15 protein-coding genes are annotated in these 16067 nt (G+C 69.8%); 3 read left to right on the forward strand and 12 right to left on the reverse strand.

The features are described 5' to 3' along the window. Positions 1 to 9: 9 nt before the first annotated feature. Positions 10 to 858, reverse strand: a complete 849-nt coding sequence (locus A3AG_RS0130535; RefSeq protein ID WP_018009067.1) for an SDR family NAD(P)-dependent oxidoreductase — start codon at positions 856 to 858, stop codon at positions 10 to 12. Between the two features lie 2 nt (positions 859 to 860). After that, positions 861 to 1280 (reverse strand): nuclear transport factor 2 family protein, encoded by a 420-nt coding sequence (locus A3AG_RS0130540; protein WP_018009131.1) that lies wholly within the window; start codon positions 1278 to 1280, stop codon positions 861 to 863. A gap of 233 nt (positions 1281 to 1513) precedes the next feature. Between A3AG_RS0130540 and A3AG_RS0130545 the strand changes: the two genes are divergently transcribed. Further along, positions 1514 to 2380 (forward strand): SDR family NAD(P)-dependent oxidoreductase, encoded by an 867-nt coding sequence (locus tag A3AG_RS0130545; protein ID WP_026164585.1) that lies wholly within the window; start codon positions 1514 to 1516, stop codon positions 2378 to 2380. Between the two features lie 193 nt (positions 2381 to 2573). Here the strand turns inward: A3AG_RS0130545 and A3AG_RS0130550 are convergent, their stop codons facing one another. From A3AG_RS0130550 to A3AG_RS0130590, 9 genes are all read right to left on the reverse strand, one after another. Continuing rightward, positions 2574 to 2978: a nuclear transport factor 2 family protein gene (locus tag A3AG_RS0130550; protein ID WP_035849923.1), complete on the reverse strand. Its 405-nt coding sequence runs from the start codon at positions 2976 to 2978 to the stop codon at positions 2574 to 2576. 13 nt (positions 2979 to 2991) lie between these two features. Continuing rightward, positions 2992 to 4623, reverse strand: coding sequence for a FadD3 family acyl-CoA ligase (locus tag A3AG_RS0130555; RefSeq protein WP_018009069.1), 1632 nt, complete (start codon positions 4621 to 4623; stop codon positions 2992 to 2994). A 1-nt stretch (position 4624) separates the two neighbouring features. Then, complete coding sequence (locus A3AG_RS0130560) at positions 4625 to 5680, reverse strand: ferredoxin--NADP reductase (protein WP_018009070.1); 1056 nt, start codon at positions 5678 to 5680, stop codon at positions 4625 to 4627. A gap of 36 nt (positions 5681 to 5716) precedes the next feature. Further along, the gene (locus tag A3AG_RS0130565; protein WP_018009071.1) at positions 5717 to 6481 is read right to left on the reverse strand and encodes an SDR family oxidoreductase; all 765 of its coding nucleotides are present in this window, start codon (positions 6479 to 6481) and stop codon (positions 5717 to 5719) included. Beyond that, the gene (locus A3AG_RS0130570; RefSeq protein ID WP_018009072.1) at positions 6465 to 8165 is read right to left on the reverse strand and encodes an FAD-binding protein; all 1701 of its coding nucleotides are present in this window, start codon (positions 8163 to 8165) and stop codon (positions 6465 to 6467) included. Before A3AG_RS0130570 ends, A3AG_RS0130565 begins: the two co-directional genes overlap by 17 nt. A 14-nt stretch (positions 8166 to 8179) precedes the next feature. Then, positions 8180 to 8740, reverse strand: coding sequence for a flavin reductase family protein (locus tag A3AG_RS0130575; RefSeq protein ID WP_018009073.1), 561 nt, complete (start codon positions 8738 to 8740; stop codon positions 8180 to 8182). Next, a complete protein-coding gene (locus A3AG_RS0130580) occupies positions 8737 to 10491 on the reverse strand; it encodes an FAD-dependent oxidoreductase (protein WP_018009074.1) in 1755 nt (584 codons plus the stop codon). Before A3AG_RS0130580 ends, A3AG_RS0130575 begins: the two co-directional genes overlap by 4 nt. A 24-nt stretch (positions 10492 to 10515) precedes the next feature. Then, positions 10516 to 11709, reverse strand: a complete 1194-nt coding sequence (locus A3AG_RS0130585; RefSeq protein WP_018009075.1) for a flavin-dependent monooxygenase — start codon at positions 11707 to 11709, stop codon at positions 10516 to 10518. Between the two features lie 199 nt (positions 11710 to 11908). After that, positions 11909 to 13060: an LLM class flavin-dependent oxidoreductase gene (locus A3AG_RS0130590; protein ID WP_018009076.1), complete on the reverse strand. Its 1152-nt coding sequence runs from the start codon at positions 13058 to 13060 to the stop codon at positions 11909 to 11911. Between the two features lie 207 nt (positions 13061 to 13267). On the opposite strand from A3AG_RS0130590, the gene A3AG_RS0130595 reads away from it, so the two are divergent. After that, positions 13268 to 13612, forward strand: a complete 345-nt coding sequence (locus tag A3AG_RS0130595; protein ID WP_018009077.1) for a VOC family protein — start codon at positions 13268 to 13270, stop codon at positions 13610 to 13612. A 6-nt stretch (positions 13613 to 13618) separates the two neighbouring features. On the opposite strand, the gene A3AG_RS0130600 is transcribed toward A3AG_RS0130595, so the two are convergent. Next, the gene (locus A3AG_RS0130600) at positions 13619 to 14803 is read right to left on the reverse strand and encodes a helix-turn-helix transcriptional regulator (RefSeq protein ID WP_018009078.1); all 1185 of its coding nucleotides are present in this window, start codon (positions 14801 to 14803) and stop codon (positions 13619 to 13621) included. A 405-nt stretch (positions 14804 to 15208) separates the two neighbouring features. Here A3AG_RS0130600 and A3AG_RS0130605 point away from each other — a divergent pair, with 405 nt between their 5' ends. Further along, the gene (locus tag A3AG_RS0130605) at positions 15209 to 16024 is read left to right on the forward strand and encodes an SDR family NAD(P)-dependent oxidoreductase (RefSeq protein WP_026164586.1); all 816 of its coding nucleotides are present in this window, start codon (positions 15209 to 15211) and stop codon (positions 16022 to 16024) included. Positions 16025 to 16067: the final 43 nt, after the last annotated feature.

Genomic DNA, 16067 nt, shown 5'->3' on the forward strand with positions numbered 1-16067 from the left:
TGGCTGGTTTCAGGTGGCGTCGGGAATGCTGCCGGCCAGCACCGCGCGCAGCGCCGCTTCGCCATACACGGCCGCCACGGCTTCATCGAGCAGGGGATTGCCGCGCAGCTCGCTGCCGCCATCGACGGCAAGGCTCTGGCCGGTGACCCAGCCCGATTCCGGCCCGGCCAGGTAGCGCACCGCGCCGGCGATGTCGTCCGGCTCGCCGGCGCGGCCCAACGGCATCTGCGCGACGAACTTGCCGAGCACGGCCGGGTTGTCGAACAGCGGCCCGCTCGCCCCGGAGCGGGTCAGGCCCGGCCGCACCGCATTGACGCGGATGCCGCATCCGGCCAGTTCCTCCGCGGCCGCGCGCACCAGTGCATCCAGGCCCGCCTTGGCCGCGCAGTAGGCCGACAGCCAGCGGCAGGTCATGCGCGCCGCGTTCGACGAGATGCAAACGATCGCGCCACCGTGCGGCGCCATCAACGGCGAGGCGTGGCGGATCGCCAGGAAGGCGCTGGCGATGTTCAGCTCCAGTTCCGCCATCAGCGACGCGGCATCGTGCATCAGCAGCGGACGAAAGCCGCCGCCGCCAACTGTCGCCACCACCATGTCGAGACGGCGCCCCAGCGCCCAGGCCTGCTGCAGCGCGGCCTGCACGTCATCCTCGCGGCATGCGTCACCGACGCTGATTTCAACCGTGGCGCCGGCCACTTGCTCGCGCAAGCTGCGCCGTGCCGCTTCCAGCGCTTCGCGCCGCCGCCCCATCAGGACTACCGCCGCGCCATCGCGCAACAGCGCCAGCGCGCTGGCCGCGCCGATACCGCCCGCCCCGCCGGTGACAAGTGCGGTCCTGCCTTCGAGTACGCGAGTCATGGTCACGCCCCCCGCAGCGGCAGGTCCTGCGTCCAGTCGACCACCAGCTCGCGCGCTGCGAAGCGCCACCGGCCTTGAGAGCGCTCGAAGCGGTCCTGGTAACGGATGCCCCAGTCCAGCTTGCGCCGCACCCCGTCCTGTTCATACAGGTGGTTGGCCACGCAATAGGTCTCCGCGGTCGCGGTATCGCCAGCGAGCGCCACCGTTTGCTGGTGTACATGGTGCTGCGTCGCGCTGTACTGGCCGAGCGCTGCCATGCCGTCAACGATGGCTTGCGCGCCGTCCATGCGGAAGCCCGGCCCGCTCAGCAGGGCATCCGGGCTGAACAGTTCCGCCAGGCTTGGGAAATCGCGCCGGTCCACCGCCTGCGCGTAGCGGCAGGTCAGCGCGTGAATGGCTTGCTTGTGCTCCAGTTCGGACATGGCCAGGCTCACTCCTTGGTTGTGACCGGCGGCGCCGGTGCGGCACCCTGCCGGTGGTTGGGATGGCGAATATCGTCGGCCTTGCCGCAGCGGTGGCCATCGTCCGCCTGAGGTAGCCGGCCGTGGCGCCGCTTAGTCCGAACGAAGGATGTTGCGGGGCCATGCCCGCCCCAAGCTTCCGTAGCGCGGGCAGCCACTGCGGCGTCCGCATATCACCCAGACAGGAGACAGACATGAAGCAGGCGGAACAGGCCATCGTCGCGGTCGTCACGGGCGGCTCGCGCGGGGCCGGCAAGGGCATCGCGCTGGCGCTCGGCGCGGCCGGCGCCACGGTTTACGTGACCGGCCGCACCGAACAGGAAGGCAGCGCGCCGCTGCCTGGCACCATCCATGCCACCGCGCGCGAGATCGATGCCCTCGGCGGGCGCGGCATCGCGGTCGCCTGCGACCATGGCGACGACGCCCAGGTTGCGGCGCTGTTCCGCCGTGTGCGCGAAGAGGCCGGGCGGCTGGACATCCTGGTCAACAACGCCACCTTCCTGCATGACCAGCTGATCCAGCCGGGGCCGTTCTGGCACAAGCCGCTGGAGATGGCCGGCATTCTCGAGGTGGGGCTGCGTTCCGGCTACGTCGCCAGCTGGCATGCCGCGCCGGTGATGGCGGCGCAGGGGCGCGGGCTGATCGTTTTCACGTCGTCGTTCGGCGCCAATTGCTATATGCATGGGCCGGCCTACGGCGCGCAAAAGGCGGGCATCGACAAGTTCGCGCACGACATGGCGGTGGACCTGCGTCCGTACGGCGTGGCCGCGGTATCGCTGTGGATGGGACCGCTGCGCACGGCGCGCACGCTGCGGGTATGGGAGGAGCATCCGGACAAGTACGCGGCGTTCGCGCCGGTGGCAGAGACGCCGGAATTCACGGGACGCATCATCGACGCGCTGTATCGGGATCCGGCGTTGATGGACAAGTCCGGGCAGGTGCTGATCGGGGCGGAGGCGGCGCTGGCCTACGGCATCGTCGACGCGGAAGGCGTGCAGCCGCCGTCGTACCGGGAGGCTCTGGGCGGCCCGCCGGCGGTGCATCCGGCGATCGTGGAATAGGGGTCGGACGCGCCGGCGGCCTCGCACACGCCGGCCCTCTCCCCCGGCCCCGCTCCCGCTTGCGGCAGGGGCTGGGGTGAGGGCCGGAGCATCAACAAAGTGAAGGCCATCGATATTGCACGCGCCCGCCCTCACCCCCGGCCCTCTCCCGCAAGTAGGAGAGGGGAGCAAAACCCGCAGCGGGATCAGTGCCTCAGGCGTTCCAACTCGCCCTTGGGTGCTCCCTCGTCCGCTTGCGGGAGAGGGCTGGGGTGAGGGCCGGAGCATTGGCATCATCCAGCGCCAGGTAAGCCAGGTCCCAGCTCCCCGCCGCCGTGCCATCCTTCCCCACGCGGATATCCCCCTGCCCCGCGAAATGCATCTCTCGCAGCGTAGGCCGGCAGGCCAGTTCTGAAAAACACTGCACCAGCGCATCGCGTCCCGCAAAGGTCCCGATCCGGTCATAGTGGATATGCGCTCCCTCGGCGACAAAGCAGGCCCGCATGGCCTCGGGGTCCTTGTCGTCGCAGGCGCGCAAGTAACGCAGCTTGAGCGCACGGATCGCCTCCGCGGCCTCGAGCCGGTCCAGCCGTTCGGCAAGCGAATTCATGTCCGTCATCACGTATCCCCCGTCACGATGCCCGCAACTGGTACTTCAGCACCTTGCCCGCCGCACTCACCGGCAGCGAGGTCACGAACAGCACCTCGCGCGGCACCTTGTAATTGGCCATGTGCCGGCGCGCCCAGGCAATCAGCGTATCGGCGTCGACACGTGCGCCGTGGCGCAGCACCACGTAGGCGCGCCCGACCTCGCCGAGGCGCTCATGCGGCATGCCCACCACCGCCACCTGGGCCACCGCCGGATGCGCCACCAGCAGCTTTTCCACTTCGGCGGGGTAGCAGTTGAAGCCGCCGACGATAAACATGTCCTTGATGCGGTCGGTGATGCGCAGGTAGCCGCGCGCATCGAGCGTGCCGACGTCGCCGGTATGCAGCCAGCCGTCACTGTCGATGGCTTCGGCAGTCGCTTCCGGCAGGCCGAAATAGCCTTGCATCACGTTGTAGCCGCGCACCAGCACTTCGCCCGGCTCGCCGGCGGCAACCGGCTCGCCGTGCGCATCGATGCAGCGGATCTCGATGCCCGGCATCGCGCGGCCGGAGGTGCCGGCGACGGTTTCGGCATCGTCGCCGGCGCGCGTCAGCGTGGCGAAGCCGCACGATTCGGTCAGGCCATAGCCGGTGATGATGGTGTCGAAGCCCAGTTCGTCACGCATGCGCTGGATCAGCGCCGGCGCGATCGCCGAGGCGCCGGTCACCGCCACGCGCAGCGATGACAGGTCGAATTCGCGCAGACGCGGTGCGTTGAGCAGCGTCTGGTACAGCGTCGGCGGGCCGGGCAGCACCGTAATGCCTTCGTTCTCCACGCGGGTCATCACGGCCTCGGCGTCGAACACCAGGTGGGGCAGCACGGTGGCGCCGCGCGACAGCGCCGCCAGCCATCCGGCCTTGTAGCCGAAGGTATGGAAGAACGGATTGACGATCAGGTAGCGGTCCCCGGCCCGCACGCCGGTGATGGCGGCCCAGCCGTCGATGGCGCGCAGGTTCTGCGCATGCGCGGTCATCACGCCCTTGGGCCGCCCGGTGGTGCCGGAGGTGAACATGATGTCCATCGGCGTGTCGCCGCGCACGCCGGCTTCGCGCGCGGCAAATGCCGCCAGCTCGGTGCGCGGCGCCAGCGCGAGGAAGTCGTCCCATGCCAGTTCGTCGGCGCCGGTGGCCCGGCCCTGCCCCGGGCGCAGGATCACCAGCCGCTCCAGCGTGGCGGGGCGGTGCGGCGCCAGCATCTGCGGATAGCTTTCGCCGAGGAAGCCGTCGACACAGAACAGCAGGCGCGCGCCGCTGTCGGCCAGCACCGCGCCGGCTTCGGCCCCTTTCATGCGCGTATTGAGCGGCACCAGCGCCGCGCCCACGCTGTGCGTAGCCAGCGCCGCGATGATCCACTCGGAGAAGTTCGGCGCCCACAGGGCCACGCGGTCGCCGGGCTGCACGCCGAGCGCCATCAGCGCGCGCGCCGCCTGGATACGGATGTCGTCGAGCGCGGCGTAGCTCAGGCGCAGCCCGTCTTCCTGGATGGCGATGCGCTCGCCGTGGCGGCTGGCCGCGCGCCGCAGCAGCGCGGGAATGGTCTCGGCGATGCTGTCGTTTGCCGCGGCTTCGATGCCGGCCGGTGCCACAATGGCGTCGAGGGTGTCAGAGGGAGTCATGTCAATCCGGGAACTTCAAATGGATCTCGCTGCTGGCCGGGCGCGCCTGGCAGGCCAGGGTCCAGCCCGCCTCCAGGTCGGCGCGGTCGAGCACATGGTTTTCGCCGAGCGTGACGTCGCCCTGCGTCACCTGGCACATGCAGGCGCCGCACAAGCCGGCGCGGCAGGAGTTGGGCGCGGCCACGCCGGCGCGCTGCAGCGCGTCGAGCACGGTTTCGTCGGGCGCCACGCCTACCTGATGGGTCGCGCCGTCCAGCTGCACGGTCAGGGCGGCGCCGTGCATCGCGGGCGCGGCGACGACAGGTTCGGCCACGGCCACGCTGGCCGGCGCCGTGGCCGCCGTCGCATCGGGCAACGATACGAAGCGCTCCACGTGCAACTGGCCGCGTGGCACGCCCAGTGCCTGCAGCGCGGCCTGGGCGCCGTCCATGAACGGACCGGGCCCGCAGACAAAGCATTGCGCCATACTCCACGGCCGCACCAGTTCCTCGAGCTGGCGCTGCGTGGGCGGGCCCTGCACGCTGTCGAGCCAGTGGATCACGCGCAGGCGGCCGGGATGGCTGCGCGCCAGTTCCGCCAGCGCCTCGCGAAAGATGATGGAACGCTCGTCGCGGTTGGCATACACCAGCGTGACCGCGCCGCGCCCGTGCCGCAGCGCCGCCTTGGCGATCGACAGCACCGGCGTGATGCCGCTGCCGCCCGCCAGCAGCAGGAAATCGCCCTGCAGCGCGGGCGGCGTGAACACGCCCGCCGGCGGCGTCGCCTCGACCGTGTCGCCGGCGCCGAGATGGTCGCAGATCCAGTTGGACACGCGCCCGCTCTGCACGCGCTTGACGGTCACGCGCAGCGCGCCGTCCACGCCCGGTGAGCTGGACAGCGAATAGCAGCGCTGCAGCGGCACGCCGTCGACCGGCACGCGCAGGGTCAGGAACTGGCCCGGGCGATAGGAAAAGGTCTCGCGCAGCGCCTCCGGCAGCGCGAATACCAGTGAATGCGCCTGGTCCGTCTCCGCGACCACTTCGGCGATCTGCAGCCGATGGAATTGCACTGGCGCCATGATGTCCTTGTTTCGTCGTTGCTTCCCGGCGCGCGCTCAGGCCACGCCCATGATGGTCTGCGCGTTGTCGATGCGCAGTTCCGCGCCGTTGATGAAGCGCGATTCGTCCGATGCCAGAAACAGCACCAGGTTGGCCACGTCGCGCGGATGGCACATGCGCTGCATCGGCTCGGCGCCGCCGACTTCCTCCGGCAGCGCGGTCGCGCCGCCCGGCAGGAAGGCCGCGGTCATCGGCGTCAGGATGCCGTCCGGGTGGATCGAGTTGCAGCGGATGCGGTAGCCGCTCTGCTTGCAGTGGCCGGCGACGGCGCGGGTCAGCGCCGCGACCGCGCCCTTGCTGGCGCTATAGGCGCAGAACGCGCCCATGCCGCCCAGCGCCGCCACCGACGACATATTGACGATGCTGCCACCGCCCGCCTTCATCGCGGCGACGCCGTACTTGCAGCCCAGGAAGTAGCCGTCGGCGTTGATGCGCATCACGCGCTGCCACTGCTCCAGCGTGGCCTCCTCGACCGTGCCCAGCATCAGGATGGCGGCGTTGTTGACCAGCACGCTGGGGGCGCCGAAGCGCTGCTCGGTGCGCGCCATCACCTGCTGCCAGCCGGCTTCGCTGGCGATGTCGTGCGGCACGAACAGCGCGGTCTCGCCGATCTCGCGCGCCAGCGCGTGGCCCGCTTCCTCGTTGACGTCGGTCAGCACCACGCGTGCGCCTTCGCGCGCCAGCAGCAAGGCGTCTTCCTTGCCGACGCCGCTGGCGGCCCCGGTGACGATGGCGATCTTTCCTTCAGTACGTCGGCTCATGGGTAGTCTCCTGGTGGGTATGCGCCTGCCGTCCACCGGCAGGCTGTTGTGCGAGATGGCGGCCCGCATTGCGTCCCGACCAGATGCAGTCGGCAAGCGACAGGCCGCTCACGTAGTGATTGGATGCGATGCCGACCGCAGTGCGGCCCACGGCGTAAAGCCCGGGTATCGGGGCTCCATCCGCGGCTGCCAGTACGCGGCCGCTGGATTCCTCCACCGCCAGTCCGCCCAACGTGATCGCCGGGCATGGAAAGATCCGGCTGTCGGCCGAGATGTCGATGGCCAGCCACGGCCCGGTCTCGAGCGACGCGCACATGGCCGCCGACTTGCCGGCCGGATCGGGCCTCTCGCCGCGCGCCGCGGCGTTATACGCGTCAAGGGTCGCGCGCAGCGCGGCGCCTGGCATGCCCAGCTTGCCGGCCAGCGCCTCGACGCTGGCGGCGCGGCGCGCACCGGCCAACAGCAGCAGCGCCGCGGGCACCGCCTGGAATGCCCACAGCCGGCCGCCCAGGCATTCGCGCAGGGCCTCGCGCGCCAGCGCGCGGTTCAGCACCAGCCAGGCACGCCCGCCGTGCCGCTCGCAGATAGCGTGGCCCAGGGTGGCGCCATAGGTTTCTTCGTTGCCGATGCGCGCGCCGTGCGCGTCGACCACGCAGCCGCGCGCCCAGGCGAACGGCGGATTGATGAAGCGCCACGCCGAGACGCGCTCCAGGTGCCGCGTGGCGCCGCCGGCCGATTCGCCGAGGCGGATGCCGCTGCCGTCGCAGCCGGTCGCGCCCAGGCGCCAGGCCTGCCGGTACTTGCCGGCATGGCGCGCCACCATGGCGCGGTTGAAGATAAAGCCGCCGCTGGCCAGCACCACCGCGCCGGTCCGTATTGCGACCGGCTGTGCATGGCGCAGCTCCAGTTGCAGCAGCTGGGCGCGCAGCCGGTCGGCCAGCGCCGGCACGGCGTTGTGCAGCCGCTCGGCCAGCCGCGCCAGGCGCGCATGCCGCTTCTGGTGACGGCCCGGCGGCAGCTGCCACAGTTCGACGCCGACCACCGCGCCGTCGCGGTCCAGAATCAGCCGCCGCGCCGCGCACTGGCGCCTCACCGTGATCTGCCGGTTGTCCTCCACCGCGCGGCGCAGCACGCCATACAGCGTGTGGCCGGACATGCCGGGGCCCTTGACGCGGTGCCCGCGCGGAGCGGGCGCGGCATGCTGCGCGTAGGCAGGCACCGCCTCATTGCCGGAGTAGTACAGGTAATAGGGCTGCGCCGGATACGAAGTCTTGCGCGGCGGCACGGTCGCGGCAAAGCGCACCCCCAGCGCCTCCAGCCATCCGATCATCGCGCGGCTGTTTTCGCAGAAGCCCTGCAGCATCGCGTCGCTGACCACGCCACCGGTTTCCTGGCGCAGGTAGGCGGCCATGGCCTGCGGCGTATCGTCATGGCCCGCCGCGCGCTGGTAAGGCGTGCCGCCGCCGGCATAGACCACGCCGCCGCTTTTGGTGCTGGCGCCGCCGCCTTCGAAGCGTTCCGCGACGATCACGCGCGCGCCGCCATGCGCGGCTTCCAGCGCGGCGCAGGCCCCGGCGGCGCCGAAACCGACCACCACGGCATCGCAGGCGGCCTGCCAGGGATGTGCGTCGGGGTCATCGAGACGCAACGGGGCGTGGATGGGCGTGACGGCGTCGTAGGCCATGCTGGCGCTCCGCGTTATGCCGAACACAGCGCGCCCGGCGGCGCGGAGGTGGTGTAGGCGCCGTCGACGTAGACCAGCGGCGAGACCTCGCCGGCCAGCCTGACCTCGCGCAGCCGGCCGATAAAGACCGCATGGGTGCCATAGTCGAAGCGGCCGTCCTGCCGGCAGAACAGGTTGGCCTGGGCGTTGCGCAGCGAGGGCACGCCGAGCAGGTCGTCTTCCCACTTGCCGCTGGTGAAACGCGCTTCGCCCTTGAGCCGGCCGCTGCAATCGACCGCGATATCGCGATGGTCGGCGGCGAGCAGGTTGATGCAGAAGTCCGCGCCGGCATCGAGCGGCGGGTAGATCGATGCATTGCGGTTGATGCAGATCAGCAGCGAGGGCGGATCGGCCGACAGCGAATCGACCGCGGTCACCGACATCGAATAGCGGCGCTCGCCGTGGCGGCAGCTGATCACGGCGACGGACCGGGCCATGCGGCGCATCGCCTTGAGCATGTCATCGCGCAGCGCGCCACCGGCTTCCGCGCTGGAATCTGCGCCGGAATCCGGACTGGGTTGGGGTCTGGCGCTCATAGAGCCTCCTGTACAGGTTGAGCGGGGTGCGTGGCGGCGGGTTGCCGCGCATGCTGCGAGATCACGTCCGCGGCGATCATGCCGAAGGTCATCGCCGGGCCCAGCGTGGAGCCGGCGCCGGGATAGCTGGTGCCCATCATCGAAGCGCTGGTATTGCCGATGGCGAACAGGCCGGCGATGGCGCTGCCGTCATCGCGCAGCACGCGCGCGCTGGCGTCGGTCACCAGCCCGCCCTTGGTGCCGATATCGCCGGCGTCGAGCCGCACCGCGTAGAACGGGGCCTTGCCGATCGGCGCCAGGCAGGGGTTGGGCCGTACCGCCGGGTCGCTGTAGTAGGTGTCGAACAGGTTGTCGCCCTTGCCGAACTCCGCGTCCACGCCGGTGGCGGCGTAGTCGTTCATGCGCGCGACGCTGGCGGCCAGGCCATCGGCATCCACGCCGGTCTTCTGCGCCAGCTGCGCCAGCGTATCGGCGCGCACCAGGATGCCCGACAGGCTGGCCGGGATGCTGCGGTCCGGCATCACCGAGCCGGGCAGGATCGGCCCGCACGGGTACTTGTGGCGGAAGGTGGCGTCGAACACCATCCATGCCGGCACGCTGCACCCGGTCTGCTCGTGGTCGCGGTACATCGCGGGCACGAACTCGGAGTACGGCGCGGCCTCGTTGACGAAGCGCCGGCCCTGCCCGTTCACCACCAGGCAGCCCGGCATGGCGCGCTCGATAAACAGCGCGCGCTGTTTTTCCTCGCCCTGCACCTGCACCGTGGGCGCGCCCCACACGTGCGACATCAGCGCCACGCCGGCGCCGGCCGCCTGCGCGGCGCGGATGGCGTCGCCGGTATTGTTGGGCGGCGTCGCGCTCCAGGCGGCCCGGGTCGGCTGCGGCAGGTATTGCTCGCGCATGGCCTGGTTGCGCTCGAAGCCGCCGGCGGCCAGGATCACGCCGCGCAGCGCGCGGATCTCCACCACGCGGCCGTCCTGCACGGCGCGCACGCCGCGCACGGCGCCGTCCTCGACGATCAGGTCCTGCAGCGCGGTATCGAGCCACAGCGGAACCGCGCGATCCATCATCGCGCGCCGCAGGCCGCCGGCCAGGCTGTTGCCGAGCGTGAGGCGGCGGTCGCGCCGGGTCTTGCGGCGCCAGCCCAGGTCGAGCCAGTAGCGCGCGAACTGGCGCAGCGCCAGCCCGAACCAGCCCGGCGAGCGGCACAGCAGCGCGTGCGCCTCGGCCGAGGTCACGGCCACGCGCCCGCCCACCAGCGTGCCCGGCGACGGCGGCCGCAGCCGGTCGAACTCTTCGCGCAGCCGGGCGCCGTCGAACGGCATCGGGTCGAGCGCGCGGTAGCCCGGCATCGCCCCGGGCAACTTCTGGAAGTAGTCGGCGTAGCGCGGCAGCGTGTAATAGCGCACGCCGGCCTGCTGCTCCAGGTATTGCAGCATGCGCGGCGCCTGCTCCAGGTAAGCGCGGATGCGCTGCGGGTCGCCGTGCTCGCCGGTGCAGGCCAGCACGTATTCCAGCGCGCTGGCGTAGTCGTCCTGCCCGCCCGCCGGCGCGATATGGTGGTTCAGCGGAATCCAGATGCCGCCGCCGGACACCGCCGAGGTGCCGCCATACTGGCTGCTCTTCTCCAGCACCACCACCGACAGGCCGCGGTCGGCGGCGCGGCAGGCGGCGAGCATGCCGCCGGCGCCGGAGCCGACCACTACGACGTCAAACTCGCCGGGCTGCATGCGTGCTCTGCTCTGGCTCATGATGGATCCTCGTGCCGGTGCGGCTCAGATGAAGAAATCCGTATTGGCGCGGCCCATCATCACGCCGCCCAGGTTCTGGCCGAAGCGGTCCATGTTGTTGGCGTAGTGGGCACGCGCTGCGTGCAGGTCGAGGAAGCGGCGCACCATCGGGTTGCTGCGGTAGATGCCGTTGCCGCCGGCATAGCGCAGCAGGCCGTTGGCCAGCTGCGCGCAGCGCTCCGCTACCTGCGCGGACTGGTAGCGGAAATGCAGGCGGCGCGGGGTCTCGAGCTGGCCGCCGTCGCGGGCCACCGCCAGCAGTTCGTCGAAGTTGCGCTCCAGGATGGTCCGCATCTCGTCGATGGCCACCTGCGCGCTGGCGCACGCCATCTGCGCACCGCCGTCTTCCGCGGTCTTGCCGCCGCCGTTGCTGCTGACGCGGCCGTCGGCGTAGGCGACGAAGTCGTCCAGCGCGCCTTCGAGCGCGCCGATACAGGCGGTGCAGACCGCGCGCACGAAGATCTGCGCGAACGGCAGCCGGTACAGCGGCACGTCGTTGACGGCCAGCCCCGGGCTGGTGCCCATGGCACCGTCTACGGCGCGGTGGGTGCGGTAGTCGGGCACGAACACGTCGTCGACCACGATGTCGTGGCTGCCGGTGGCGCGCAGGCCCAGCACATCCCAGTTGCGCACGATCTTGTAGTCCGAGCGCGGCAGCAGGAAGGTGCGGTAGTCATAGGCTCCGCCCGGCTCGGCGGGTGGCACCAGGCCGCCCAGGAAGATCCAGTCGCACAGCTCGCTGCCGCTGGAGAACTTCCAGTGGCCGGAGAAGCGGTAGCCGCCCTCCACCGGCGTGACCTTGCCGACCGGCATGTAGGTCGAGGCAATCAGCGTGGCGGGATCGTTGCCCCACACCTCCTGTTGCGCGCGTTCGTCGAACAGCGCCAGCTGCCAGTTGTGCACGCCGACCACGCCGTAGACCCAGGCGGTGGACATGCAACCCTTGGCCAGCGCCATCTGGATGCGGAAGAACGTTTGCGGGTCCAGCTCGTAGCCGCCGTGGCGGCGCGGCTGCAGCACCTTGAAGAAGCCCGCGTCCTGCATCTCGGCAATGGTCTCGGCGGGAATGCGCCCGTCGGCTTCCGCCTGCGCGGCGCGCCCAGCCAGCGCCGGGATCATCTGCTCGGCGCGCGCGATCAGGCGCTCGGCCAGTTCCTTGGGATGGTTCTCGTGATGCACCGCGGTCTCCTTGTTTGCCTGGTTTTGTGGCTGGCATCGATGTTTGCACCGGCGCGGCGGCGTGCCATCGTCTGTTGGGACTAGCTGTTATCGCGAATGCGCGCGTGCGACTTCGTGGAGGCGCCGGCCCTCACCCCCGCCCCTCTCCCGCAAGCGGGAGAGGGAAGCAAACCACCGGCAAGCCAGACGCCTCCGCAAATCAGGCCAGCGCCCGCAGCTTCCTCCCCTGCTTGCGGAAATGCGGAATCACGTGCTCGCCGATATTGCGGATGGTCTCCAGCTGCGCCCACTGCGGCACCGTGCCCATCTGGCAGATAAACAGGATTTCATCGGCGCCCGCATCGATCAGCCGCTGCACATAACCGATGCAGTCCTCCACCGTGCCGTAGGCATGGTTCGGGTTCAGCATCATCATCGACGGATCGCTGAAATCCACCGACACCTTCTCGGAAGCGAACTTCGTATTGATCACCGCCTTGCCCTGCGCATCGGTGGCCGTGACATGCTCGTCGTCCCACGCCGCCGGATCGGGACGCTCGCCGCCGGCATACCAGTACGACAGCGACTCCATGAAATAGCGCTGCCCCTTGATGCCGATCTTGCGCGCGGCCAGGCCGTCTTCCAGCACGATGGTCGGGCACAGCGCCGCCAGGTGCTGGTGCGGGCGGAAGCCCACCTGGTCTTCGGGCTTGCGCGTTTCCCATGCGGCGCGGTAGATCTCGTTCTTCTTGGCGACATCCTCCGGCCCGCCGAAGCCCAGCACCAGCGCGCCCATGCCGCGTGCGCCGGCGCGCTGCAGCGTGTCGGCATTGGTGCAGGCCAGGTACATCAGCGGATGCGGGTCCTGGCGCGGCTTGGGATGGATCGGGCGGCGCGGGATCTTGATGAACTCGCCGTCGTGCTCGATCTCGTCCTGCGTCAGGATCTTCGGGATCAGGTACATCGATTCGTCGATCATGGGGTGCAGGGTGTTCAGGTCGTAGCCGAAGGTGCCGGCCTCCTGCTGGGTGCCGCCCTTGCCGACGCCGAAGTGCACACGGCCGCCGGACAGGATGTCGAGCGTGGCGATGCGTTCGGCCACCTTCACCGGATGGTTCATCGCCGGCGGCAGGCACACCACGCCGTGGCCGATGCCGATGCGCTGGGTGCGCCCGGCGACGAAGGCCAGGAAGGTTTCCGGCGCGCTCATGTGCGCGTAGTTGGTCAGCGCGGTGTGTTCCACCGCCCAGACCACGTCGAAGCCCATGTCCTCGGCCAGCACCACCTGTTCCATGATGTCATCGAACACCTTGTGGTCGCCGGCGCGCGAGGCATCGACGGTCTGGGCTTCATAGATCAACGAAAAACGCATTGCAGTCCCCTCTCGCTTGGTCGGTACAAGACCGCATCCGGGGCACTGCGAGGCGCTGCGCCTTGGGCCGGAAGCGGCCTGCGTGATCGCAGTGTGGTCGGCGCAAGACGTCGCAACATCGTCTGATTGGATTATGAGCCGCGCCGGGCGCGTCCCTATCATGGGCACCGGGCAAACCGCCCGCGCCTATCGAAAGGAACCGACACCATGCAAGCCAGGCTGCTGCTTTACCCCGTTGCGGACATCGACGCCGCGCTGCCGTTCTTCACCGAAGCACTCGGACTGCCGGTGAAGTTCCGCGACGCCGACCGCTATTGCGCGCTCGATGCGGGCGCGCTGACGCTGGCACTGGTGGCCGGCGAGGAACGGCTGGTGGAGCAGCCGGCGCCGGCCTTCAAGATAGATGAGGGGGAGGACATTGCCGCGGCGATGGCGCGGCTGGTGGCGGCTGGCGCCACGGTGGCGCAGCCCGCGGCGCAGGGACCGCACGAGACGCGCGCGGTACTGCGCACGCCCGAGGGCTTTGCGCTGGTGCTCAGCGCAAAGCCCTGAAGCGGCTCAGCCCAGCGAAATCACGCTGCTCAGCAGCATCCGCACCAGCGTGGCCTGGCGGGTCACGCCGGTCTTGGAGAAGATCGCGCGCAGGTGCGCGCGTGCCGTGTTCTTGCTGATGCCGAGCTCGTCAGCAGCTTCATCCAGCGTCAGGCCGTTGGCCAGCTGCAGCGCGAGCTGGGTCTCGGCCGGGGTGAAGTCGAACAGCTGGCGCACCACGTCGTGCGAGGCCTGCGAGCGGCGCTCGGGGTCGCGGATGAAGACCACGCAGGCGGGGCGCTTGCGGTTGTCCTCGGACCACTCGCTCAGCGGGATGGTGCGGATCAGCACGCCCAGCCTGGCGCTGCCGGACGGGCGCGTGATCGACATCGCTTCCATCAGCGCCGGCGCGGTGCCGAGGTGGCCCATCATGGCCTGGCGCAACAGGCGCTGGAACTTGCGGTTTTCCTGGCCGTACTCGACATCGAGCCCGCCCTTGGCGACGCGGATGCCATCCTTGGCGCCGAGGATCTCGTCGGCGGCGGCATTGGTCTTGATGATGGTGCCTGACTCGTCCAGGATTACCATGCCAACCAGCATGCGGTCGATGGCGCTGGCGTATACGGTACGTTCGGACTCGACCACGTCCAGGCGCGAATGCAGGTCCACCGCGCGCTTCAGGTGCGGCAGCAGCGAGGTGCACAGCGCCTTGTCCGCAGTGGAGAAATCGGGGCCGTCATGGTCGCGGCACACGCGGAAGCGGCATTCCACGCCATCGTCGGTGCGCAGGTCGGCGCCGAGGATATAGCGGATGCCGACGTCCTTGAGAAACTGCAGGTACAGCTCGCTCTTGCACCACACGCCGTGCCCGAGGTGTTCGTCGATCGTCACCACGCGGTCCGACGGCAGCCCGATAAAGGGATCCAGCGCGTAGTAGTAGTTGTTGTAGGAGGTCTCGCCCGGCAGCGTCGAGCCATGCTCGGACGCGTTGATCATCAGCCCGGGACGGTCGGTGGCCGGCGAGCGCAGGATCAGCGTGGCGTAATTGGCATTGAGCTGGCGCCGGATCTGCTCCAGCGCCTTGCCCCATGGCACCTGCTCCATCGGGCCCTGGTAGATATTGCCCAGCAATGCACTGAACTCCGACAGCGACACCGTCGCCTGCGCGAACAGGTGTGCGGCCGCCTGGCTCTGGCTAACCTCCATCAGCATTTCCTCTGTCTCCATTGTGGCGTGCGCAGCGCTCCGGGCGAGCCGGGCCGCTGGCTTGTGCGGGCTCTGTGGCCCTTTTTTGTGCCCCGATTATAGGGACGGCGAAGGGGTCGCGGCTTGCGCCCCGCCTTCATGGTTTGCCCTAGGCAGCCTGGCCGCGCACGCTCTTCGCACATGCCGGCCGGACTAGTCCCGGGGGACAGGCCCATCGTCACGCGCCGGCGGCGCAAACACATACTCCAAACAGACTAAGGACAGACCCATGCCCGCCCGCCAAGGGCAAACCCCTATGCAACCCGTAGCGCAGCGGCATCCCACCCAAACAGACGATGCCCGCTAGCGGCGCCGCCGCTACAAGGAGCCATGCGCGGCGATCGACGCCGCCGTTTTCAGGAGACCTTCACCATGGCGGCAAATCCGCGGCAGCAGGCCGCAGTCATCACCGGCGCAGCCGGCGGCATCGGGCTGGGGCTGGCCAGGGCCCTGGCGGCGCAGGACTATGCGCTGGCGCTGGCCGATATCGATGCCGATGCGCTCGAAGCCGCACGCGCGGCGCTGGAACGCGACGGCGCCACCGTCGTCGCCGTGCCGACCGATGTCGCCGACGCGCGGCAGATCGCGCACCTTTGCGACGAAAGCTTCCGGCAGCTGGGCCGTGTCGACCTGCTGTTCAACAACGCCGGCGTGCTCGCCACCGGCCGCTGCTGGGAACTGCCGCCCGAAGTGTTCGACAAGGTGATGCGCGTCAACCTGTGGAGCGTGCTGCATGCGCTGCGCTGCTTCGTGCCGCGCATGGCGGCGCAGGGCTCGGGGCATATCGTCAATGTCGCGTCGATGGCAGGGCTTGCCGTGGGGCCATGGCTGGCGCCTTACACGCTGTCCAAGCAGGGCGTGGTGGCACTGAGCGAAGGGCTGGCGCTGGAGCTGCAGGCGGCGGGGCTGCCGATCAAGGTGTCGGTGGTCTGCCCCGGCCCGGTTGCCACCGGCATCGCGGCGGACCTGGAAGGCGCCGCGCCGCAGGAGGTGCACCAGATGAACGGCGCGCTGCGCAACGGCATCGCCGCCGGCCTGACGCCGGACCAGGCAGCGCGCGTGATTCTCGACGGCGTGTCGGCCGGCCAGTTCTGGATCCTGCCGCACGAACAGGCCGCGCACGCGGCGCTGGCGCGCGCGCAGGGCATTGCCGCGGGCAACGCGCCGTCGTTTGCGATGCAGGTTTGATTTTCCGCCGGATTCACTACTCGATTCGTCGCCATCCAGGAGA

This window comes from Cupriavidus neocaledonicus (genome assembly GCF_000372525.1).
In the GTDB taxonomy this organism is placed as follows: domain Bacteria; phylum Pseudomonadota; class Gammaproteobacteria; order Burkholderiales; family Burkholderiaceae; genus Cupriavidus; species Cupriavidus neocaledonicus.

What these genes read in the sequence shown, in the direction of transcription:
- A3AG_RS0130535 (WP_018009067.1), bottom strand. Translation starts at nt 858, where the DNA reads ATGACTCGCGTACTCGAAGGCAGGACCGCACTTGTCACCGGCGGGGCG.
- A3AG_RS0130540 (WP_018009131.1), bottom strand. Translation starts at nt 1,280, where the DNA reads ATGTCCGAACTGGAGCACAAGCAAGCCATTCACGCGCTGACCTGCCGC.
- A3AG_RS0130545 (WP_026164585.1), top strand. Translation starts at nt 1,514, where the DNA reads ATGAAGCAGGCGGAACAGGCCATCGTCGCGGTCGTCACGGGCGGCTCG.
- A3AG_RS0130550 (WP_035849923.1), bottom strand. Translation starts at nt 2,978, where the DNA reads ATGACGGACATGAATTCGCTTGCCGAACGGCTGGACCGGCTCGAGGCC.
- A3AG_RS0130555 (WP_018009069.1), bottom strand. Translation starts at nt 4,623, where the DNA reads ATGACTCCCTCTGACACCCTCGACGCCATTGTGGCACCGGCCGGCATC.
- A3AG_RS0130560 (WP_018009070.1), bottom strand. Translation starts at nt 5,680, where the DNA reads ATGGCGCCAGTGCAATTCCATCGGCTGCAGATCGCCGAAGTGGTCGCG.
- A3AG_RS0130565 (WP_018009071.1), bottom strand. Translation starts at nt 6,481, where the DNA reads ATGAGCCGACGTACTGAAGGAAAGATCGCCATCGTCACCGGGGCCGCC.
- A3AG_RS0130570 (WP_018009072.1), bottom strand. Translation starts at nt 8,165, where the DNA reads ATGGCCTACGACGCCGTCACGCCCATCCACGCCCCGTTGCGTCTCGAT.
- A3AG_RS0130575 (WP_018009073.1), bottom strand. Translation starts at nt 8,740, where the DNA reads ATGAGCGCCAGACCCCAACCCAGTCCGGATTCCGGCGCAGATTCCAGC.
- A3AG_RS0130580 (WP_018009074.1), bottom strand. Translation starts at nt 10,491, where the DNA reads ATGAGCCAGAGCAGAGCACGCATGCAGCCCGGCGAGTTTGACGTCGTA.
- A3AG_RS0130590 (WP_018009076.1), bottom strand. Translation starts at nt 13,060, where the DNA reads ATGCGTTTTTCGTTGATCTATGAAGCCCAGACCGTCGATGCCTCGCGC.
- A3AG_RS0130595 (WP_018009077.1), top strand. Translation starts at nt 13,268, where the DNA reads ATGCAAGCCAGGCTGCTGCTTTACCCCGTTGCGGACATCGACGCCGCG.
- A3AG_RS0130600 (WP_018009078.1), bottom strand. Translation starts at nt 14,803, where the DNA reads ATGCTGATGGAGGTTAGCCAGAGCCAGGCGGCCGCACACCTGTTCGCG.
- A3AG_RS0130605 (WP_026164586.1), top strand. Translation starts at nt 15,209, where the DNA reads ATGGCGGCAAATCCGCGGCAGCAGGCCGCAGTCATCACCGGCGCAGCC.